Origin of the sequence: Allobosea sp. OK403 (assembly GCF_900113835.1) — a bacterium.
Lineage (GTDB): Bacteria > Pseudomonadota > Alphaproteobacteria > Rhizobiales > Beijerinckiaceae > Allobosea.
Genome location: NZ_FOQV01000001.1, coordinates 954,432 through 976,089 on the forward strand (window position 1 = coordinate 954,432; position 21,658 = coordinate 976,089).

The 21,658-nt window shown below is 65.5% G+C and carries 19 protein-coding genes; 9 read left to right on the forward strand and 10 right to left on the reverse strand.

The genetic code is table 11. From position 1 onward, the window contains the following. Positions 1 to 87: 87 nt before the first annotated feature. A complete protein-coding gene (glmU, locus tag BMZ97_RS04090) occupies positions 88 to 1,458 on the reverse strand; it encodes a bifunctional UDP-N-acetylglucosamine diphosphorylase/glucosamine-1-phosphate N-acetyltransferase GlmU (RefSeq protein WP_092166602.1) in 1,371 nt (456 codons plus the stop codon). A 324-nt stretch (positions 1,459 to 1,782) separates the two neighbouring features. Between glmU and BMZ97_RS04095 the strand changes: the two genes are divergently transcribed. Beyond that, entirely contained in the window at positions 1,783 to 3,342 is a 1,560-nt protein-coding gene (locus BMZ97_RS04095; protein WP_175525417.1) for an OpgD/OpgG family glucan biosynthesis protein, read from the forward strand. Between the two features lie 17 nt (positions 3,343 to 3,359). After that, positions 3,360 to 5,516: a glucans biosynthesis glucosyltransferase MdoH gene (gene mdoH, locus BMZ97_RS04100; protein ID WP_092166604.1), complete on the forward strand. Its 2,157-nt coding sequence runs from the start codon at positions 3,360 to 3,362 to the stop codon at positions 5,514 to 5,516. A 17-nt stretch (positions 5,517 to 5,533) separates the two neighbouring features. On the opposite strand, the gene BMZ97_RS04105 is transcribed toward mdoH, so the two are convergent. From BMZ97_RS04105 to tpiA, 8 genes are all read right to left on the reverse strand, one after another. After that, complete coding sequence (locus BMZ97_RS04105) at positions 5,534 to 5,938, reverse strand: DUF350 domain-containing protein (protein ID WP_092165722.1); 405 nt, start codon at positions 5,936 to 5,938, stop codon at positions 5,534 to 5,536. 36 nt (positions 5,939 to 5,974) lie between these two features. Continuing rightward, positions 5,975 to 6,850 (reverse strand): VOC family protein, encoded by an 876-nt coding sequence (locus tag BMZ97_RS04110; RefSeq protein WP_092165724.1) that lies wholly within the window; start codon positions 6,848 to 6,850, stop codon positions 5,975 to 5,977. Positions 6,851 to 6,929: 79 nt separating this feature from the next. After that, positions 6,930 to 8,099, reverse strand: a complete 1,170-nt coding sequence (locus tag BMZ97_RS04115) for a glutathionylspermidine synthase family protein (RefSeq protein WP_092165726.1) — start codon at positions 8,097 to 8,099, stop codon at positions 6,930 to 6,932. 1 nt (position 8,100) lies between these two features. Next, positions 8,101 to 8,706 (reverse strand): DUF1190 domain-containing protein, encoded by a 606-nt coding sequence (locus tag BMZ97_RS04120; RefSeq protein ID WP_092165728.1) that lies wholly within the window; start codon positions 8,704 to 8,706, stop codon positions 8,101 to 8,103. Positions 8,707 to 8,718: 12 nt separating this feature from the next. Continuing rightward, a complete protein-coding gene (locus BMZ97_RS04125) occupies positions 8,719 to 9,120 on the reverse strand; it encodes a DUF350 domain-containing protein (protein ID WP_092165730.1) in 402 nt (133 codons plus the stop codon). 80 nt (positions 9,121 to 9,200) lie between these two features. Further along, positions 9,201 to 10,829, reverse strand: a complete 1,629-nt coding sequence (locus tag BMZ97_RS04130) for a CTP synthase (protein WP_069691647.1) — start codon at positions 10,827 to 10,829, stop codon at positions 9,201 to 9,203. Between the two features lie 244 nt (positions 10,830 to 11,073). Then, on the reverse strand, positions 11,074 to 11,472 hold the full coding sequence (gene secG, locus BMZ97_RS04135; protein WP_092165732.1) for a preprotein translocase subunit SecG: 399 nt from the start codon (positions 11,470 to 11,472) through the stop codon (positions 11,074 to 11,076). Positions 11,473 to 11,617: 145 nt separating this feature from the next. Further along, the gene (tpiA, locus tag BMZ97_RS04140; protein ID WP_092165734.1) at positions 11,618 to 12,379 is read right to left on the reverse strand and encodes a triose-phosphate isomerase; all 762 of its coding nucleotides are present in this window, start codon (positions 12,377 to 12,379) and stop codon (positions 11,618 to 11,620) included. Positions 12,380 to 12,577: 198 nt separating this feature from the next. Here tpiA and BMZ97_RS04145 point away from each other — a divergent pair, with 198 nt between their 5' ends. After that, the gene (locus BMZ97_RS04145) at positions 12,578 to 14,491 is read left to right on the forward strand and encodes a peptidylprolyl isomerase (RefSeq protein ID WP_244546224.1); all 1,914 of its coding nucleotides are present in this window, start codon (positions 12,578 to 12,580) and stop codon (positions 14,489 to 14,491) included. Positions 14,492 to 14,493: 2 nt separating this feature from the next. Next, positions 14,494 to 16,017, forward strand: coding sequence for an anthranilate synthase component I (gene trpE / locus BMZ97_RS04150; RefSeq protein WP_092165736.1), 1,524 nt, complete (start codon positions 14,494 to 14,496; stop codon positions 16,015 to 16,017). A 127-nt stretch (positions 16,018 to 16,144) separates the two neighbouring features. Here the strand turns inward: trpE and BMZ97_RS04155 are convergent, their stop codons facing one another. Continuing rightward, positions 16,145 to 17,335 (reverse strand): patatin-like phospholipase family protein, encoded by a 1,191-nt coding sequence (locus BMZ97_RS04155; protein WP_139221150.1) that lies wholly within the window; start codon positions 17,333 to 17,335, stop codon positions 16,145 to 16,147. Positions 17,336 to 17,475: 140 nt separating this feature from the next. Between BMZ97_RS04155 and BMZ97_RS04160 the strand changes: the two genes are divergently transcribed. From BMZ97_RS04160 to glp, 5 genes are read left to right on the forward strand one after another with little or no spacing between them, the layout of a single operon-like run. Further along, positions 17,476 to 18,093 (forward strand): anthranilate synthase component II, encoded by a 618-nt coding sequence (locus BMZ97_RS04160; protein WP_092165740.1) that lies wholly within the window; start codon positions 17,476 to 17,478, stop codon positions 18,091 to 18,093. Between the two features lie 15 nt (positions 18,094 to 18,108). Continuing rightward, positions 18,109 to 19,122: an anthranilate phosphoribosyltransferase gene (gene trpD, locus BMZ97_RS04165; RefSeq protein ID WP_092165742.1), complete on the forward strand. Its 1,014-nt coding sequence runs from the start codon at positions 18,109 to 18,111 to the stop codon at positions 19,120 to 19,122. A gap of 7 nt (positions 19,123 to 19,129) precedes the next feature. After that, positions 19,130 to 19,942, forward strand: coding sequence for an indole-3-glycerol phosphate synthase TrpC (trpC, locus tag BMZ97_RS04170; RefSeq protein ID WP_092165744.1), 813 nt, complete (start codon positions 19,130 to 19,132; stop codon positions 19,940 to 19,942). Beyond that, complete coding sequence (gene moaC / locus BMZ97_RS04175) at positions 19,939 to 20,424, forward strand: cyclic pyranopterin monophosphate synthase MoaC (RefSeq protein ID WP_092165746.1); 486 nt, start codon at positions 19,939 to 19,941, stop codon at positions 20,422 to 20,424. The genes trpC and moaC overlap by 4 nt, the downstream gene beginning before the upstream one ends. Further along, the gene (gene glp, locus BMZ97_RS04180; protein ID WP_092165748.1) at positions 20,421 to 21,632 is read left to right on the forward strand and encodes a molybdopterin molybdotransferase MoeA; all 1,212 of its coding nucleotides are present in this window, start codon (positions 20,421 to 20,423) and stop codon (positions 21,630 to 21,632) included. Before moaC ends, glp begins: the two co-directional genes overlap by 4 nt. Positions 21,633 to 21,658: the final 26 nt, after the last annotated feature.

Below are 21,658 nucleotides of genomic sequence, written 5' to 3' on the forward strand. Positions count from 1 at the left end.
ACCGCATAGCGGGCGACGGCGAACATTCCCAATCACTCTAAATGTAGAACTATGAACGGCGGCTTGTAGGGAGGCCGTTCTTCAGGGCTATTCCGGCGTTTTTGGGGCCGCGGACTTCTTCGCCATGGCCTTGTCGCGGAATGTCTTCGCCCAACCTTCGCGCTCGATCTGACGGCCGCGGCCGATAGCCAGCGCATCGGCTGGAACATCCTTCGTGATCACCGAGCCCGAGCCGATGATGGCCCGGTCGCCGATCGTCACCGGGGCGACCAACGCGGAATTGGAACCGACAAAGGCGCCGGCTCCGATCGTCGTCTTGTTCTTGAAGAAGCCATCATAATTGCAGGTGATGGTGCCGGCGCCGATATTGGCATCGGCGCCGACACTGGCATCGCCGATATAGGTGAGATGGCTGACCTTGGCGCCCTCACCAATATCGGCTGCCTTGATCTCTACGAAATTGCCGACCTTGGCATTGGCGCCGAGCTTGGCGCCCGGACGCAGGCGGCCATAGGGGCCGACCGTCGCGCCAGGGCCGACATCTGCCCCCTCCAGATGCGAAAAGGCGTGGATGACAGCACCGTCAGCGACGCTGACGCCTGGGCCGAAGACGACATTGGGCTCGACCAGCACATCCTGCCCCAACCGCGTGTCGAAGCTGAAGAACACCGTCTCAGGCGCGATCAAGGTCGCCCCCTGCTTCATCGCCTCCAGTCGCTTGCGTTTTTGGAATTCGGCTTCCGCGGCAGCAAGCTGCGCGCGATCGTTGACGCCTTGCACCTCGCTCTCGGCGGCCTGCAGCGCGACTGCCTTCAGCCCTCGTTCGCGCGCGACGCTAACGGCATCGGTCAGATAGAACTCGCCTTGCGCATTGGCGCTCCCGATCGCCTCCAGGATCGATAGCGCCTGCCGACCGTCGAGCGCCATCAGCCCGGCATTGCACAGGCGGATCGCGCGTTGCGCCTCGGTCGCGTCCTTATGCTCGACGATGGCCACGAGTTCGCCGTTCCTGGTCACGAACCGCCCATAGCCGGCCGGATCTTGCGCCTCGAAGCCAAGCGCGGCGACGCTGGCGCCCTCGGCCAGCGCCTGGCGGAGGCCGAGCAAGGTCTGCGGCCGGATGAGAGGCGTATCCGCGAAGGCGACGAGGATGTCGTCATGCTTGCCCAACAGCGCCTCGCGCGCCGCGAGCACGGCATGGGCCGTGCCGCGTCGCTCGGCCTGGATCGCGATCACGGCCGAGGGCAGCAGCGCGCGGACTTCGCTTGCGACATCGGGCCTATCGGGGCCGATCACGACCACGACCGTATCGGCTCCGGCCTCCGCCACGGCAGCGAGCGCATGAGCCAATAGCGAGCGGCCGCCGACCTCGTGCAGCACCTTCGGCTGCCGCGATTTCATGCGCGTGCCCTCGCCAGCCGCAAGAATGATGGCGAGACAGGACCGGTCGGACTGCATTTTGGTCATGATTGTCGTTTCCCTTGGCGCCTCAACGGCAAACCCTGCCGGCCACTTCCCGGGTCGTCGCTGGCGATCTGGCGCATGGTGGTGTTGCGAACGCCGTGGATAGCCGATCCTGTCGGCATTTGCCAAAGTCGCTTCCGAAAGCTGCCGTTGCGGCGCAGCCGGTCGGCAGGCGGCGGCATTGTATACGGCGACGTAAGAAACAGTCTCTAGGAACGCGACCATCTGCATTTTCCGGACGCAAACGCTTTTCAGATCGCCGGGAAATGCTCTAGAAGCGCGAGAGGGCGAGGGCGTCGCCCGTCTATGTTGGATATCATGTCGAAATCCTTGAATCGTCGGCAGTTTCTGGAAGGCGCGGCGATCGGCCTAGCCTCCGCTCCGCTGATCGGCGCGACGCCGGCGGCGGCGCAAAGCAGCTGGGCGGCGCTTGTTCAGTCGGTGATCGCCGAGGGCCAGAAATTCGACCCGGCCCTGGTCGTCGAGACCGCGCGACAACTGGCGCGTCGCCCGCTGGTGCCGGTCGTCACGACCGACCTGCCGGACGGCTATACCACCCTGCCCTTCGATCAGTATGCGGGAATCAGGGCGCAGCCCGGTGGCCTGATCTGGTCCGGCGAGAATCGTGGCTTCACCATCGAGCCGCTGCATCGCGGCTATGTTTTCTCCAGCCCGGTCAGCCTGTTCACGGTCGAGGACGAGATCGTGCGCCGCGTCGCCTTCGATCGCGGCAAGTTCGACTATGGCCGCGTCACCCCGCCGCCGGCGAATGTCGACCTGCAATTCTCCGGAATGCGGATCGCGACCGGACTGGAACGGCCCTATGAGGTCGCGATATTCCAGGGCGCAACCTTCTTTCGCTCGCTGGCGCGCGGGCAGAATTATGGTTCGACGGCGCGGGCGCTGATCCTGCGGCCGGGCGAGACGCGCGGTGAGGAGATTCCGTTCTTCCGCGCCTTCTGGATCGAGCGGCCGAGCCCCGCTTCCGGCTCGCTCGTCATCCACGCATTGCTCGATTCGGAAAGTCTCACCGGCGCGGTGCGGATGACATTGCGGCCCGGTGACGTCACCCTGATCGATGTCGAGATGACGCTATTTGCGCGGCAAGCGCTCGACCATGTCGGCCTGGGCTGCACGATGGGCACCTTCCTCTCGGGCCCGCAGAGCCGGCGCAGCTTCGACGATCTGCGCCCCTCCGTGCACGAAGTGTCCGGGGTGCAGATGCTGACAGGCAATGGCGAATGGATCTACCGCCCCGTGAGCAATCCGGCGACCTTGCAGGTTTCGTCCTTCATGGACTCCAACCCGCGCGGCTTCGGCCTGGTCGAGCGCGAGCGCGACCCCGCAGCCTTCCAGGATGACGACCAGCGTTTCGAATTGAGGCCGAGCGTCTGGGTCGAGCCGCTCGGCGAATGGGGCGCGGGTTCGGTGCAGCTCATCGAGATCCCCAGCGATTCCGATGTGAACAAGAACGTCATCCTGTATTGGCGGCCGCGCCAGGTGCTGGCGCCGGGCAGCGAGACGACACTGGCCTATCGGCAGGCCTGGTGCTGGCAGCCGCCGGAGCGGCCGGCACTGGCGGTCTCGGGGCGGGTGCGGCAAGGCCGCGGCTCACAAGGCCGCCGCCGCCGCTTCATCGTCGATTTCACCGGCGACCGCCTGGCCGATGCCGCGGTCGTCGCTTCCACCCGCGCCAACATCACTGCGACGCCGGGCGCGATCCAGAATGTCCGGATCTGGCCCTATCCAGAGCGCAAGCTGATGCGCGTCGGCTTCGAGGTCGATCCCGGCACGGAGAATTTGAGCGAGCTCAGGCTCGTCTTGCAGTCCGGCGGTCAGCCGGTCTCGGAAACTTGGTTGAATCGATGGACGTGGTGACCGCAGCGCGCCCGGATATGGCCACTGGGACTGAAGCGCGACGCTATGCGGTCAGCGCCGAGCCGGCGACACCGCCCGAGAACCGGCTGCTCATGCCGGTGCAATCCTTTCGGAGCTGGAACGCCTCCGACCGGCGCAAGCCCACCTCGCCGAAGCTCTGGACGACGCCTTGGCTGAAACGGCTATTCGTATTCGGCGGTGGCATGGTGCTGACCGCCTATGGCGCCTGGGAAATGTACAATGTCGTGTCGGTGAGCCGCACGACCTCGCTGCAGTACGTCTTGCTCGTGCTGTTCACGGTCAATTTCTCATGGATCGCGCTCGCCTTCACCAGCGCATTGCTGGGTTTCTTCGGACTTCTGGTTGGAAGCGGACGCACGGGCCGGGTCGAGACACTGCAACATCGCACTGTCGTGGTGATGCCGATCTACAATGAATCGACGGCGCGGACCTTCGCCGCGCTCGCCGCCATCAAGGAATCCGTCGAGGCGACGGGCCTTGGCGCGCATTTCGACTATTTCATCGTCTCCGACACGACCAATGCCGATGTCTGGATCGCCGAGGAACGCGCCTTCCTGGCGCTGCGTGAAAAGCTTGGCCCCGAAGCCCGCGTCTATTACCGGCATCGGCCGAAGAACCACCACCGCAAGGCCGGCAACATCGCCGATTTCGTCACGCGCTGGGGCGGGTATTACGAGCATATGGTCGTGCTCGACGCCGACAGCCTGATGACCGGCACCTGCATCGTCCGGCTTGCAGCAGCGATGGAGGCCGATCCCGATGCCGGCATCATCCAGTCGCTGCCGCTGATCATCAATCGCAACACCTTCTTCGCACGGCTCCAGCAATTCGCGGCCCGCGTCTATGGCCCCGTCATTGCGACCGGGCTCGCCATGTGGTCGGGCCGCGACGGCAACTACTGGGGCCACAACGCGATCATCCGCACGAAAGCCTTTGCCGATCATTGCGGCCTGCCTGACCTGAAGGGCAAGCCGCCCTTCGGAGGCCATGTGCTGAGCCACGACTTCGTCGAGGCAGCGCTGATGCGCCGGGCCGGCTGGTCGGTCTATATGCTGCCCGACCTGACGGGCTCCTATGAGGAAAGCCCACCCTCGCTGATCGACATCTCGGTGCGCGACCGACGCTGGTGCCAGGGCAATCTGCAGCATTCGCGCATCATCGGGGCGAAGGGTTTCGTCTGGTCGACACGCCAGCATTTCGCCACCGGCATCATGGGCTATCTCGCCTCGCCGTTCTGGCTGATGCAGCTGGTCGTCGGTATTTTGATCGTGCTGCAGGTCAATTACGCGCGGCCGGAGTATTTTACGCAGGAATTCACGCTCTTCCCGGTCTGGCCCCGCTTCGACCCCGAGCGCGCCTTGAACCTGTTCGCGCTGACCATGGCGATCCTGCTCGCACCGAAAGGCTTCGGGCTGATCCTGACCCTGATCAACGGCAAGCTCCGGCGCGCCGGCGGCGGCGCGATCAGGCTGATCTTCTCGGCCTTGCTCGAAATCCTGTTCTCCGCCTTCTTCGCGCCGATCATGATGCTGATCCAGTCCGGCTCGGTCTTCCAGATCCTGCTCGGGCGCGACACCGGCTGGAATCCGCAGCGGCGCGACGACGGTTCGATCCCACTGAAGGACATCATCCGCCGGCACCGGACTCATACGGTGCTCGGGGTCGTCGCCGGCATCTCTGCCTTCATGATCGCGACATCGCTGTTTGCCTGGATGTCGCCCACGATCGTCGGCCTCGTGCTGGCGATTCCCTTGTCCTGGGCATCGGGACAATTGGGGCTGGGCCTCTGGCTGAAGCGGCACAAATTACTGGTGACGCCGGAGGAAGGCGACCCGCCAGCCATCGCGCTGCGGGCGAATGCGCTGCAGGCTGAATTCGCCAAGGCTGGCTTCGACGACGCAGACGGGCTCGTAGCGCTTCACGCCGACGCGGCTTTGCGCCATGCCCATGACATGATGCTGCCGGAGGGCCAGCCGCGCCGGCGCGGCGAGATCGAACCTGACCGCGCCGTGGCGCAGGCCAAGCTCGTCGATGCCGAGACGATCGAGGATGCAGCGATCTGGCTGAAGCCCAAGGAACGCATGGTGGTGCTGCACGACCGGGCGCTCGTCGGCCTGCTGGCGACCCTGCCCAAAGAGCGCGCCTCAGCCTGAAGCGGCGTCTTGCGCGATCAGTAGCTCATCGCGGCGGCGTTGATGACGCCGGCCGCCAGTGAGGCGGCCCCGAGAAAGAGCGCCGCCGCGAGCTCTCCCGAGGCGATCCGCGACGACAGGTTGGGCAGCACCAGCCGCACCAGCGCATAGACGATCAGTTGCACGATGATGGCGACGATGCCCCAAACCGCGAGATCCACGATCGTCGTAGAATGGACGATGGCGCTCGACAAGGGCAGCGCGAATCCGATGAGGCTCAAACCCAGCGAGAGTGCGGCAGCGAGGTTGTTCTGACGGATCAGGCCGAACTCGTTATGCGAGGTCGCGAGCGTGTAGATCAGCAGATAGAGGCCGACGAGCGCCAACGAGCCGGCGAAGAACAGGGCGAAATCCGGAAGTTTCGCCAAAGCTTCAGCTATCATGGATGGATCTGTCTCCTTCGCCGTACCAGGATGGCTTCAACCCTGCTCGAAGGCAATGACACAGCCCAGCGCTGCAGCCGCCGGCACGACGATGCGCTCCTCGCCTTGCGCGAAAGGAACGCCCGCTGCGCTCAGCCGCGCAGCGGCGGCTTCGAGATCCGCCACCGTCACACAAAATCCGAGAAAGCGTGCCGGCGTCGGGTCCGGCTCGACATGGTAGATTGCGCTCGCGGCCTCACCGTCGAGCACGTCGATGCGACCGCGCGGCAGGTCCAGGACATAATCCTCATTGCCCTCGAGGATTTCGGCCCCACCGGTGAAGGCAGTGAGGAAGGTGCGGTGCTGCTCGGGCTCGTCCGTCACCAGGATCGCCGCAGACAGCCCGGTCGCACCATTCTCATGCTTCTGGAAGGCCGGATTCCAGAAATTCTGCGGCTCGTGCTGCTCACAGACGAAGAAGCCGCATTCCGGCGCGGCGGCATCGTCGGCAAAGGCGAGCGAGAAGGCGACGCGCACCTCCTCCCCGCTCGGGCGGCGCGCCTGCCGCTCGAAGAAGAAGGGCTCGAAGGCGCCGATGCCAGCAGCCTTGAAGGCGAGATTGTCGGCCTTGGCGTCCTGGCTTTCCAGAACCAGCATCGACATGCCCTCACCGCGCTCCAGCGCATCGCGCACAAAGGCTCCGAAGGAGAAGCGGCCTGGCGCAGGCTCCGGAATCGCTTCGGCATCGCCGATCGTGATTAGCTCCAGGAAGGCGCCTGGAAACTGGACGATCCGATTCTGCGTGCCCCAGGGATGGCTGTTGCGTGCTCCAACCCGGAAGCCGAGCTTCTCATAGAAGGCGCCGGCGGCGTCGAGATCGCGTACGCCGATGACGAGGTGGTCGAGGCCGCGAGGGGTGGTGGAAGCAGGCATGGCGATGTCTCGCAAGGCAGGAGGCTCGGACAGCTCCTTGTCTAGCAGGTCATCGGGCGCAGGTCATGGTTCGATCAGGTCATGGCTCGATATAGTGCGGCAGGAAGCGCGAGGTGTTCTTGGTGATCGGCGTCGCATCCTCGCGGATGCACAGACCGCAGGCCTGCGAGGCGACGAGCCAAGAGCCGATCACCGCATAGTTTCCATCGGACTGGAACAAATTGGTCGCAGCGTCCTGCAGGATGAAGCCCTCGGCACCATAAGGACCGTCATCGCTGTCCAGCACCTTGCCGCGTTCCAGCAAGGTGATGTTGGCGCCCTCGCGCGAATAGAGCGGCTTGCGAACCCGGCGCGGCGACAGGCTTTCGCAGCGGGGGTCACCCTCGAAGAAGGCCGGCAGCAGGTTCGGATGACCGGGTTCCATCTCCCAGAGGCAAGCAAGCAAGCCCTTGTTCGAGAGCAGCGCCTTCCAGGGCGGCTCGATGAACTGGCAGCGCGAGCCCGCGAGCGCGCTGGCATAGCGTTCGCGGAAGAGCCATTCCCAGGGATAGAGCTTGAACAAGGCCTCGATCGGCACGTTGGAACCGTCGCAGAAGCGGCCATCGGTGAGCAGACCGATCTCTTCGATGAAGGTGAAGCGGGCGTCGAGCCCGGCTTGCTTGGCGCAATCGAGCAGGTAATCGACAGTGCCTCTGTCCTCGGCGCTCTCCTGCACGCAAGCAAGATGCAAGCGATAGGGCGAGGGCGTGCGCAGCCCGGCAAAGGCGGCGATCAATCGCTCATGCAATGAATTGAACTGGTCGCAGCCGGCGGGCAGCCGGCCATTCGCCATAGCTTGTTCGAGCCAATCCCATTGCACGACACTCGATTCGAACAGGGCGGTCGGCGTGTCGGCATTGTATTCGAGCAGCTTGGCCGGCCCGCGCCCGTCATAGGCCAGGTCGAGCCGGCCGTAGAGATTGCGCTCGCCGCGCTGCCAGCTCTCGCGGATGAAGGCCCATTGCGCTTCGGGAATGGCGAGCCGGGTCAGGACCGCGTCATCGTCGATCGCCTTCTCGATGAAGGCGAAGCAGAGCTGCTCGATCGCCTCGGTCGGCGCCTCGATATCACGCTCGATCTCGTCCAGCGTGAAGGCATAGGCCGTGCGCTCATCCCAATAGGTCGCGCCGTCGATGGTGTGGAAGGCAAAGCCGAGGCGCTCGACCTGAGCCTGCCAATCGGCGCGCGCTTCGAGGACGACGCGGCGCATCTCAGGACGAGGATGAGGAGCTGAAGGAATGCGAGGTCGAGCCGAAGCCGCCGCGCGAAGCAACGCTGGTCGTGCTGACGCCGCGGCTGGAGCCGCCGCTGCGCGCGACGAGCGCTTGTCCCGATGACGTCGAATAGGCGCGGGAATAGCTGCCTCCGCGGGAACCACCACCACTGCTGCTCGATGAAGAGCGCGCCTGCTGGCATTCCTGTGCCGGGGAGCCCGGCGGGCAGGCGTCACGCGTCGGCGGCAGCAGCGGCTGCGCCGCGCCGCCGCCCTGGGCCAGGCTGCGCGCCAGCATGATGCCGGCAAGGGCGGGAATGACAACCTGCGCCCCGTTCCAGGTTGCGCTCTGGCAGGAGCCGGCGCCATATTCGGTCTCGCAGGCGCTGGTGCTGCTGAATTTCCTGGCGTCGCGCAAATGATTGGCCGTGGCCTCGTTGAAGCGCTGCTCGCATTGGCTGGCGCTCAATTGCCCACCGGCGCGGCACTCGGCCAGGCTGTTGTAGACCAAGCTGTCTTCGTCATCCTCGCCCGAGAACGACCAGACGGTCGCAAACAGCACCACGCCCGCCGCCGCCAGTCCGATCTGCGTCGAGCGCTTCACTGCGCCGCCCTCTCAGACGGTCATGCTGGCGGCCGCCAGCGTTCCGGAAATCACGGCGATGACGGCCAGCATCGCCGCCGAGGGAAGGCGATCCTCCTCGATCTTGTGCGAAAGCTCGGGAATGATGAGGCGGGTGAGCCCATAGACCGCGAACTGGATGAGCATCGCGGCAATGGCCCAGAGCACGCAATCGGCGATGCTGCTCGCCTGCGCGATCGCTTTTTCCAGTGGAATCGCAAACCCCGTCAGATTGCCGCCGAGCGCGATCGCAGCCGAGAGATTTCCGGCGCGGATCAGCGCGATCTCGTCATGCGCCGTGATCCGCAAATAGATCGCGGCAAAGCTCGCGATCAATGCAGAGCCAAGCGCGAAATAGAGCAGAAAGGCAGGGAGCCCCGCCATCGAGATCGCCATGCCGCTCGCCCCCGGGCCGCCATAAGCTGTCCGGGGACTATACGTGAGTTGCGCGGCGATGCCAGCGTGTCTCCGCGGGGTCAGACCAGGCGGCTTTGCACCACCGCCGCCTCGACGAAGCTTGCGAAGAGCGGGTGCGGCTCGAAGGGCCGCGACTTCAGCTCCGGATGATACTGCACGCCGATAAACCAGGGATGGTCGGGATATTCGACCGTTTCCGGCAGCAGCCCATCGGGCGAGACGCCGCTGAACTTCAGCCCTTGCGCCTCGAGCCGCTCGCGATAGCTCATATTGACCTCGTAGCGATGGCGATGACGCTCGGAAATCTCGGTCCCACCATAGATCTTGGCGATCTTGGTGTCGGGATCGAGGATCGAGGCATAGGCGCCAAGCCGCATGGTACCGCCAAGATTGCCGTCGGCAGCACGCTGCTCGAGCTCATTGCCGCGCATCCATTCCGTCATCAGGCCAACGACGGGCTCTTCTGTCGGTCCGAACTCGCTGGAATTCGCCTTCTCGATATGGGCGAGCGAGCGGGCCGCTTCGATCACGGCCATCTGCATGCCGAAACAGATGCCGAAATACGGCACCTTGTGCTGCCTCGCGAAGGTCGCAGCCTTGATCTTGCCCTCCGCACCACGGTGACCGAAGCCGCCGGGCACGAGGATGCCGTGAACATGCTCGAGGAAGGGCGTCGGGTCTTCCTTCTCGAAGACCTCCGATTCGATCCAGTCGAGATTCACCTTCACCCGGTTGGCGATGCCGCCATGCGTCAGCGCCTCGATGAGGGACTTATAGGCGTCCTTCATACCGGTATATTTGCCGACGATGGCGATGGTGACCTCGCCCTCGGGGTTCTTCACCCGCTCGGAGATGCGCCGCCAGTTCGAGATGTCGGGTTCAGCGCTGGCATCCATGCCGAAGGCGGCGAGCACCTCGTTGTCGAGCCCCTCCGCATGGTAGGACAGCGGCACGTCATAGATCGATGCGACGTCCCTCGCCTCGATCACGGCGGTCTCGCGGACATTGCAGAACAAAGCGAGCTTGCGGCGCTCCTCGCGCGGGATCTCGCGATCAGTGCGGCAGAGCAGGATGTCGGGCTGGATGCCGATCGAGCGCAATTCGGCAACCGAATGCTGGGTCGGCTTGGTCTTCAGCTCGCCCGCAGTCGGAATATAGGGCAACAGCGTCAGATGGATGAAGATGCACTGGCCGCGCGGCAATTGCTGGCTGGTCTGGCGGATCGCTTCCAGGAAGGGCAGGCTCTCGATGTCGCCGACCGTGCCGCCGACTTCCATCAGGACGAAATCATAGCCCTCATTGCCGGTGAGGATGAATTCCTTGATCGCATTGGTGACGTGCGGAACGACCTGGATGGTCGCGCCGAGATAGTCGCCACGGCGCTCCTTGGTCAGGATGTCCATGTAGATGCGACCGGTGGTGATATTGTCACCCCGGTTGCACGGCCGGCCGGTGAAGCGCTCGTAATGGCCGAGATCGAGATCCGTCTCGGCCCCGTCATCGGTGACGAAGACCTCGCCATGCTGATACGGGCTCATCGTGCCCGGATCGACATTAAGGTAGGGGTCGAGCTTGCGCAGGCGGACCGTGTGGCCGCGCGCTTGAAGGAGAGCTGCGAGAGCCGCCGACGCCAGGCCTTTGCCAAGCGAGGACACCACGCCGCCGGTGATGAAAACATACCGCGTCATGGGAGGTCACCTTTAACGCCAAGGTTTCGATTCGCGAAGCGGGGCCGCGCAGGGCCGTTGTGCTTCACACGCTTGTCCACAGCCTGACGAGTCCAGCGACCCTCCAGGCTGTATTTGTCCGTCGGGACTGATCCATCGGGGCCACTATAGCAGCGCAGCTGGATCAGGCTCGGTGGGAAAGGCCGGTTTCCCGGCGACTTCCTGTCAAAAGAGAAGGGCCGGTTTCCCGGCCCCTGCCCTGTCGTCATTGCTGCGGCGCCGCGGGGGGCGTCGGCGGCTGCGAGCCGCCGCTCGGCCCTTGCAATTGCCGCAGTTGGTCGAGCACGCCGCCGGCATTGGGGGCGCTCGGGCCAGTCGGGTTGACGGGCGCGCTCGTCGTGGGCGCGCCGTCGATGATCGAACGCTGCACGCGGCTGCGATTCGCGATCACCGCGAGTACGATCGAGGTCAAGAAGAAGGCCCCGGCCAGAATCGCCGTAGCGCGGGTCAGCGCGTTGGCCTGGCCGCGGCCGGTCATAAAGCCGCCCGCACCGCCGCCGCCGGAGCCCATGCCGAGCCCGCCGCCTTCGGAGCGCTGCAGGAGGACGACACCGACGAGTGCGACCACGATGATCAAATGGATGACGATGAGAACGTTCTGCATGGTCTCACGAAAATGGGTATGGAGCGGGCCGCCGCAAGAGCGCCCCGCCCCGTCTGCCCGTATCGGGCTTGTAGAGGTCGCGGCGCACATAGCACGCGTCTACGAAGCGCACCACCCGGCAAATCACGCTTGGCGACACCCGGACTCAGGCGCAGGCCCGCGCGATCGCCAGGAAGTCCTCGGCCTTGAGGCTCGCGCCGCCGACCAGCGCACCATCGACATGGGCGACATTCATCAATTCCGCTGCGTTCGAGGGCTTCACCGAGCCGCCGTAAAGCAGGCGAACGCCGGCAGCCGCCCCTTTGCCGAGAAGCCGGCCGAGCTCTGTGCGGATCGCCTCATGCATTTCAGCGACATCGGCGGCCGTCGGGGTCAGACCGGTGCCGATCGCCCAGACCGGCTCATAGGCGATGACGAGGCTCGCCGCCGTCGAATCCTCCGGAACCGAGCCGCGCAGCTGCTTCTTGACGATCGCCAGCGCCTTGCCGGCCTCGCGCTCATCCCTGGTCTCTCCGACGCAGATGATCGGCACCAGCAGTGCGTTCCGCGCAGCTTGCGCCTTCGCCTTGACGATGGCGTTGGTCTCGCCGTGAAGCGTGCGCCGCTCGGAATGGCCGACAATGGCGAAGCTCGCGCCGGAATCGGCGAGCATCGCGGCCGAGACCTCGCCGGTGAAGGCGCCACCGGCATTGGAACTGCAATCTTGCCCGCCTGTTGCGATGCGCGATCCGATCAATGCGGCCGTAGTGGTATAGAGCAAGGTCGCGGGCGGGCAGATCGCAAGATCGACGGCCGCCTTCAGCGCGGCGTCATAGCCCTTGGCGACCTCGACTGCGATGGCGAGATCGGCCTTCAGCCCGTTCATCTTCCAATTGCCGGCTACCAGCGGCCTGATGTTGCGCGTCACGTCTCGCCTCCCAATATGCTGCGCCGGCTCTAGCCTTGCCGCAATCGTCCGGCAACACCGCCGAGTCGATCGATTCAAGAATGGCCGATCGACTCAGGAATGATTGCGAGTTGCGCAAGCGGTTCCTATAAGCGGCACCGACAAAAACCGGCGGCGCGCCCGCTTGCGCCGCATCCGGACAGGAAAGACTCAAATTCAATGATGATGCAGGGCATCCGCAAGGCGGGTCAGAGTTTCCTCGGGAAGCTTATCATCAGCATAACGTTCGGCTTCCTGATCCTGTCCTTTGCGATCTGGGGCATCGGCGACATCTTCCGCGGCTATGGCCGCAACGAGGTTGCGCGCGTCGGCAAGGTCGAGATCGGCCTCGAACAGATGCGCACGGCCTATCAGAACGAGATCCAGACGCTGACCCGCCAGCAGCGCCGCCAGATCACGCCCGATATGGCCCGCGCGATCGGCCTCGACCGGCAGGTGCTGTCCCGGCTGGTGACGGAAGCGGTGCTCGACCAGACGGCGCAAGGCATGCGGCTCGCAGTCTCCGACGAGACGATTCGTAACCTGATCTTTGACGATCCGAGCTTCCGCGACGCATCGGGCGCTTTCTCGCCGGCGCGTTTCAACGAATTGCTGCGCAGTAACGGCTATACCGAGCAGGTCTATGTCCGCGAGCAGCGCGCCACGATCCTGCGCCAGCAGCTTGCCGAGATGGTCGTGGGCGCAGTCGCCGCGCCCGTGGCGCTGCAGGAGATTGGCCACCGCCTGCGCAACGAAAAGCGCAGCGTCACCCTTGCCCGCGTGCCCGTGAGCGCAGCCAGCGATATCGCCGCGCCCACCGAGGCGCAGCTCAAGACCTTCTTCGACGAGCGTAAAGCCGCTTTCCGCGCCCCCGAATACCGCACCGCCAGCGTGCTCTCGATCACGGCCGAGACGATCGCCGATCCGGCCTCGGTCAGCGAGAACGATGTCAAGGCGCGTTACGAGCAGATCAAGGGGCAGCGCTTCAGCTCGCCCGAGACGCGCACCATCCAGCAGATCGCCTTCCCGACATCGGAAGAAGCACAGGCCGCCAAGACTCGCATCGATGGTGGCGAGACCTATGAGGCCGTGGCGACCCAGCGCAACGTCGCCGAGAAGGACCTCTCGCTCGGCACCTTCACCAAGAGCCAGGTCTTCGATCCGGCCGTGCGCGATGCCGCCTTTGCGCTGGCGCAAGGTGCGGTCAGCGCTCCGGTGACGAGTGCCTTCGGCTCCGTCCTGCTGCGTGTGACCGCGATCACGCCCGAGCGCGTGCGTCCCTATGAGGAGGTCGCAGCCGAGCTGCGCAGCGAGATCGCGACCAGCCGCGCCGCAAGCCTGATCACCGATCTGCACGACAAGATCGAGGATCAGCGCGCTGCCGCCAAGCCGCTGGCGGAGATCGCAAGCGAATTGAAGCTGCCCTTGCGCACCCTTGGCCCCGTCGATGCGAGCCTGCGCAAGCCCGATGGCGCGACCGAGGCGGCCGTGCCGGGAGGCGACGCGACCGTGCAGGCGATCTTCCGTTCGGATATCGGCGTCGACAACGAGGCGATCCGGTTGCCGCGCGATGTGGGCTATGTCTGGTTCGATCTGACCAAGATCGAACCCGGCCGCGCGCAGGGCTTCGACGAGGTCAAGGCGCAGGTCGAGGCGCAATGGCGCGCCGACGAGGTCGCGAGCAAGCTCTCGGCCAAGACGCGCGAACTCGTCGCACAGCTCGACAAGGGCGAGGCCTTCGACACGGTCGCGTCAGCCGCTGGCCTCACCATTGAGAAGGCCGCCGATCTCGGCCGGCAGGAGCAGCGTCCCGAATTGCCGGCCAATGTGGTCAGCCTGATTTTCGGCACCGCGGTCGGCAAGAGCGGCGCGGCGGCGCTTGCCGATGGCGGGCGCGTGCTGTTCAAGGTCGATAGCGCGACCGTGCAGCCCTATGCCCGCACGACACAGGAGGCGGAGAATTTCGCCCGCCTGCTCGCTTCAAGCATCAGCGAGGACATCCTGTCGCAATATGTCGGCAAGCGGCAGTCGGAGCTCGGCGTCAGCGTCAACGAGGCTGCGTTCCGCAACGCCACCGGCGGCGCGCAGAATTGACCATGCAAGCCCCTTTCGAGCGCTTCGCGCAAAGCTACGAGGCCGGCACGGCGCAATTACTGCGACAGGTACTGGTCGGCGATTGCGAGACGCCGGTCGCCGCCTTCCTGAAGCTGCGGCACGCCACGACGGGCCCGGCCTTCCTGCTCGAATCGGTCGAAGGCGGTGCCGTGCGCGGGCGCTACTCGATGATCGGGCTCGAGCCGGACCTGATCTGGCGCTGCCATCACGGTGAGGCCGCCTTGTGCCGGCCGGCGCTCGGCGACAGCTTCCTCACTGATCCGCGCCCGGCCTTCGAGAGCCTGCGCTCATTGCTGGACGAGAGCGCGATCCCCGACGGCGAAGGGGCGGAAGGCGAGAAACTGCCGCCCATGGCCGCCGGCGTGTTCGGCTATCTCGGTTACGACATGGTGCGCCTGATGGAGCGCCTGGCTGAACCGAAGGAAACCGGCACCGGCGTTCCCGACGCCATCCTGATCCGCCCGACGCTGATGGTCGTGTTCGATTCGGTGCGCGACGAGATCCACGTCGTGACCCCGGTGCGGGCTCAGCCCGGCATCGCCGCCCGCGCAGCCTATGAGCAGGCGCAGGACCGGCTGGACGCCGTGGTGATGGCGCTCGAAGGGCCGTTGCCGGCCGATGCCGCTATCGACATCACCAATTTGCCGGAGCCGGCGATTGTCTCGAACACCAGCGAGGCGGATTTCCACGCCATGGTCGCCACCGCGCAGGATTATATCCGTGCCGGCGACATCTTCCAGGTCGTGCTGTCGCAGCGCTTCGAGGCGCCCTTCCGGCTGCCGCCCTTTGCTCTCTATCGGGCTCTGCGGCGGGTCAATCCAGCGCCGTTCCTGTGCTATCTCGACTTCGCCGACTTCCAGATCGTCTGCTCCAGCCCCGAAATCCTGGTCCGCCTGCGCGACGATACCGTGACCATCCGGCCGATCGCCGGTACGCGCCGGCGCGGCGCGACGGTGGCTGAGGATGACGCGCTTGCCGCGGAATTGCTGGCCGACCCGAAGGAACGCGCCGAGCATCTGATGCTGCTCGATCTCGGCCGCAACGATGTCGGCCGGGTCGCGCAGATCGGCTCGGTGAAGGTGACCGACTCCTTCTTCATCGAGCGCTACAGCCAGGTCATGCACATCGTCTCGAATGTCGAAGGGACGATCGACCCGCAGCATGACGCATTGGCCGCATTGGCCGCCGGCTTTCCCGCCGGCACGGTGTCCGGTGCGCCGAAAGTCCGCGCGATGGAGATCATCGACGAACTGGAGCGCGACGCGCGCGGCGCCTATGGCGGCTGCATCGGTTATTTCGGCGCCAATGGCGAGATGGACACCTGCATCGTGCTGCGCACGGCGGTGGTCAAGGACGAGCGCATGCATGTCCAGGCCGGCGCCGGCATCGTCTATGATTCCAACCCGGCATCCGAGCAGGCCGAATGCGTGAACAAGGCGAAAGCCCTGTTCAAGGCGGCGGAAGAAGCGATCCGCTTCGCCTCGCGGGCCGGGCGCGGGCAATAGAGGCTGTCAGGGCCTCTAGAGTATTTCCGCGTTTCTCTGAATCGCGGAAATACTCTACCCCCTTGTTTTATCGCATTTTCTTCACGCGAACCGGGGTCCACTTCGCTCGAAAATGCTCTAGCCCACCTCAGCGCAAGGCCAGCGTCGGCGAGGCCGGCGCCTCGGTCAGCCAAGCGCGGCCGGCGCGCGCTTGTTCGTAGCCGAGGTTGAACAGCTCCTGCATGTAAAGCGAGTCGAACTCCGAGCGCGGCTTGCCCGCGAAATCGTCCGGCACAGCCGTGAAAGCGAAGCGCGCCTTCAACCGCCGGGCCAGTTCCGAGATCGCGGCGATGTTGGAGAGCGCCTGGTACTTCACCAGGGTCGCGATCGAGCGCGTCGCCAAGCCTGCGACCGTCTGGATGCTCGCCTTGTATTCGGGCTTCAGCTTGCCATTGCGGATGACGAAGAGCGCCAATCTGCGCTCATGTCCGAGATTGCGCTGCGCCGCGCCGTTCAGATCGAGCCCCGGCGGGGCGAAGAAGATCTGCGAGGCGACGCCGCCATCGACGTGGAGTTCGTCATAAAGCCGCTCATTGCTGGAGACGCTGAGCCGCACCGGCGGGAACACGGCCGGGATCGCGGCCGAAGCCAGCAGGATGTCGACGAAGAGCCGGCGGCGGCTCGCCTGGCCGCTGGCAGCAATCGCGCCCATGTCCCAGATCACCGGGCGCTGAGCGTCGAGATTGGTGGTCTGCACCAGCAGGCGACGGCCCTTGCGATGCTCGACCGCGATGGCGTCGAGCAGGTCGTCGCTGGCATAGCGCTCGATCAGGTGACGTAACGGCGCGGTGTCGTAGAGCGATTCACCGACGAGGCCGATCACGCCCTTGTCGTTGAAGAGGTCCTTGTCACCATATCGGGTGTAGATTTCCTCGAGTTCGGCATCATGCGCGGGGCCAAGGAAAGCAAAGGGCGCGGCGAGCGAACCGGTGCTGACGCCGGTGACGACCTCGAAGTGCGGGCGATCACCGCGCGCACTCCAGCCCTTGAGGAAACCCGCACCATAGGCACCGTCCGCGCTGCCGCCCGAGATCGCCAGGAAGGACGCTGATCTCTGGCAAGGCTCGCAGCCCGACCTTGCGATCTGGCGGTACTGAATGTCGAGATAGGTCTTCGTCTGCGCGTCAACCGCATCGGCCCAGAAGCGGATCACGCCATAGCCGGTGAGTTCGGCCGTTGCGAGCCCTTCATAGGGCAAGGCCTGAGGCCGCTCGCCCGTATTGCAGCCGGCCAACAACAATGCGGCCGTCACCATAACGATATATCGATTGAACGCCACGCACCGCCCTCGTGCACTCGCCGGAAGCGCATCATGCTCGGCGATACCCTTACCGCGCAATGGCGTCCGACGGCACTGCAACTTGACCACCCTGCCCTCGACCGTGCATGACCTTGCGCCTTAACTTGAGCCTTGAACCGATGCGCATCCTGCTGATCGACAACTACGACAGCTTCACTTGGAACCTCGTCCACCTGATTGGCGGGCTAGGCGCTGACGTTGTCGTGCGCCGCAACGATGCGATCACGGTCGCGGAGGCGTTGTCCGACGATTACGACGCTATCGTGCTGTCGCCCGGCCCCTGCACGCCCAACGAGGCCGGCATCTGCCTCGACCTCGTGCGCGAGGGCGCCGGGGTCAAGCCGATCTTCGGCGTCTGCCTCGGCTTGCAGGCGATCGGACAGGTCTTCGGCGGCGATGTCGTGCGAGCCCCCCTGCCGATGCACGGCAAGATCTCGGCGATCCGACATCAGTCACGCGGCATGTTCCGCGGCATCAACGGGCCGATCCAGGCAACGCGCTACCATTCGCTCGTCGTCTCCCGTCAAACCTGTCCCGCAGCACTCGATATCGAGGCGGAAAGCGATGACGGGTTGATCATGGCGCTGTCGCATCGCGAGTTTCCGGTGCTGGGCGTGCAGTTCCACCCTGAGAGCATCGCCTCCGAGCATGGCGCGACGATCCTGCGCAATTTCCTCGATATTTCTCAAGCGTGGTCGCGGCAGCATCGACCCGCCGCCCTGCCCCAGACCGCCTGATTTCACAGAGTTCCCATGGACGACTTCAAACCCTTCATCGCCAAGGTCGCGACCGGAGCCACGCTTTCGCGCGACGAGGCCAAAGACGCCTTCGACACCATCCTCTCGGGCGAGGTCACCAACGCCCAGGCCGCCGCCTTCCTGATGGCCCTGCGCGTGCGCGGCGAGACCACTGAGGAGATTGCAGGCGCCGTCAGCGCCATGCGCGGCAAGATGGTGAAGGTCCAGGCTCCGGCTGATGCCATCGACATCGTCGGCACCGGTGGCGATTCGTCGGGCTCCTACAATGTCTCGACGCTGGCTGCGATCATCACGGCCGCCTGCGGCGTTCCCGTCGCCAAGCATGGCAACCGCGCCGCCTCCTCGCGCTCGGGCGCGGCCGACGTGCTGATGGCGCTCGGCGTCAAGGTCGGGCTCGACGCGGCGGCAACCGAGCGCTGCATCAAGGAGGCCGGCGTCGGCTTCATGTTCGCGCCGACGCACCACGCCTCGATGCGCCATGTCGCGCCGGTGCGCACCGAACTCGGTACCCGCACGATCTTCAACCTGCTCGGCCCCCTATCGAATCCGGCCGGCGTGACCAGGCAGCTCGTCGGTGCGTTCTCCGAGACCTGGCTGGAGCCCATGGTGAAGGTTCTGGCCTCGCTCGGCTCGCAGCGGATCTGGGCCGTGCACGGTTCCGACGGTCTGGACGAGATCACCACGACCGGGCCGACGCGGGTCGTCTCGCTCGATGGCGGCAAGATCGAGAGCTTTACGATCAGCCCGGGCGATGTCGGGCTCGCGCTGGCGAAGCCTGCGGAGCTGCGCGGCGGCGAGCCCGAGCAGAATGCAGCCGCGCTGCGCGCCGTTCTCGATGGGCAGAAGACCGCCTTTCGCGATATCGCGGCCTTCAATGCGGCGGCTGCGCTCGTCGTTGCCGGCAAGGCGGGCGATCTGCGCGACGGGCTGGCTCAGGCATTCGCCGCGCTCGACAGCGGTCGCGCCAAGGCCCGTCTCGATGCATTGATCGTCAGCTCGAACGCTTGAGGCGGCGATGACCGATATTCTTGCGAAGATCGAGACCTATAAGCGCCAGGAGATCGCTGCCGCCAAGGCTGCGATCCCACAAGCTGAGATCGAGCGACTGGCACTGGCCGCCTCACCGGTACGCGGCTTTGCTGCTGCGCTCGCGGCGAAGCATGCCACGGGCCAGTCGGCCTTGATCGCGGAGATCAAGAAGGCGAGCCCGTCAAAGGGGCTGATCCGGGAGGATTTCGATCCGGCCTTACTGGCGAAGGCTTATGCGGCAGGCGGGGCCGCCTGCCTCTCGGTGCTGACAGACGCACCGTCGTTCCAGGGTCGGCCCGAATTCCTGACGCAGGCGCGCGAGGCCTCAGGCCTGCCGGCGCTGCGCAAGGACTTCCTCTACGACGCCTATCAGGTGTTCGAAGCGCGCGCCTGGGGCGCCGATTGCATCCTGATCATCATGGCCGGGGTCGACGACGCCACGGCGCGCGAGCTCAACGCCACGGCGCAGAGCCTTGGCATGGACGTCCTCGTCGAGGTCCATGACGAAGCCGAGCTCGAACGCGCCCTGGCGATCGACAGCCGCCTGCTCGGCATCAACAACCGCGATCTGCGCAGCTTCCATGTCGACCTCGCCGTCACAGAACGCCTGGCACCGCGCATTCCCGATGACCGGATCATCGTCGGCGAGAGCGGTGTCTTCGGCCCAGCCGATATCGCAAGGCTGCGGCGCGTCGGTGTCGAAACCTTCCTGGTCGGCGAGAGCCTGATGCGCCAGGCGGATGTGGCGCAGGCAACGCGCGCTCTGCTCGCCAAGCCGGGCGACGAGGTCGCGGCATGACCGGCCTCAGCCACCTCGATGCGCAGGGCCAGGCGCATATGGTGGATGTCGGCGACAAGGCCGAGACGACGCGTGTCGCGATCGCCGAGGGCAATGTGGTGATGCAGGCAGCCACGCTCGACATCGTGCGCCGTGGCGACGCGAAGAAGGGCGACGTGCTCGGCACCGCAAGGCTCGCCGGCATCATGGCGGCCAAGCGCACCCATGAGCTGATTCCGCTTTGCCACCCGCTGCTGATCAGCAAGATCGCCGTCGATCTCACCATCGACGCGGCATTGCCCGGCGTCCGCGTGCGCGCCGAAGTTAAGATGAAGGGCCAGACCGGCGTCGAGATGGAAGCGCTCACTGCCGTCAGCATCGCCTGTCTCACGGTCTACGACATGGTCAAGGCCGTCGATCGCGCGATGCATATCGAGGGCATCCGGCTGGTGCACAAATCCGGCGGGAAATCGGGCGTCTACGAGGCGGAGCAGCCGGCATGAGCCTGACCCCGGTCAAGGTCGCGCTGCAGGCGCTGCTCGACAGCGTTCCCGGGCCGACATCCGTCGAGATCGTTCCGCTCGCCTCCTGCGCCAGGCGCGTGCTGGGGGCCGATATCGTCGCGCTCAGAACGCAGCCGCCTTTCGCCAATTCGGCCATGGATGGCTACGCGGTGCGAGCGGTAGATCTTGCGCCGGCAAATGAACTGCGTGTTATCGGCGAATCGGCGGCTGGGCGCGCCTTTGCAGGGACGGTCGGCCCCGGCGAGACGATTCGCATCTTCACCGGCGCGCCGATGCCACAGGGTGCGGACACGATCCTGATCCAGGAGAATGCCGACGGTGTCGGCGGCGCGGTCATCCGCGTCCGCGAAGGGGCCGAGCCGGGGCGTTTCGTCCGCCCGGCCGGGCTCGATTTCCGGGAAGGCGACGCCCTCCTCCCGGCGGGACGCCGGCTCGACAGTGCCGCGCTCGGCCTCGCGGCTGCAGCCGGACACCCGGCGCTGCCGGTTCGGCGCAAGCCTCTGGTCGCGATCCTGGCTACGGGTGACGAACTCGTTCTGCCGGGTGAAACGGTCGGACCCGACCAGATCGTCGCGTCGAACAGCTATTCCCTGGCCGCGATCGTCGAGGAGATCGGCGGAACGGCCTTCGATCTCGGCATCGCACGCGACAATCATGCCGATCTCGCCGCCAAGATCGAACAGGCGCGAGCCGCCGGGGCGGATGTCCTGATTACGCTCGGCGGTGCCTCGGTCGGGGCGCATGACCTCGTGCAGGAGGCCTTGAAGCGCCAGGGCATGGAGCTCGGCTTCTGGAAGATCGCGATGCGGCCGGGCAAGCCGATGATGATGGGGCGGCTTGGAGCCATGGTCGCCGTAGGCCTGCCCGGTAACCCGGTCTCGTCGATCGTCTGCGGGCATCTGTTCGTGGCACCGCTCATCGAGGCGCTTCTGGGCATGCCCGATCCCGCGCGCGACCGCAGCGAGCCGGCGCTTCTCGGAAGCGATATGCCGGCTAATGATGAGCGCGAGGATTATCTGCGTGCCGATCTTCAGCACATCGAGGCCGGTTGGCTCGCCACCCCCTTCGCCAAGCAGGATTCCTCGATGTTGGGCAATCTGGCGCGTGCTCGAGCGCTGCTCATTCGCCCGGCCCATGCAGAGCCGGCAAAAGAAGGCGCGCCCTGCCGGATCATCCGCCTCCGCTAGGCTTGCTTGCGGAACACAACACGAAC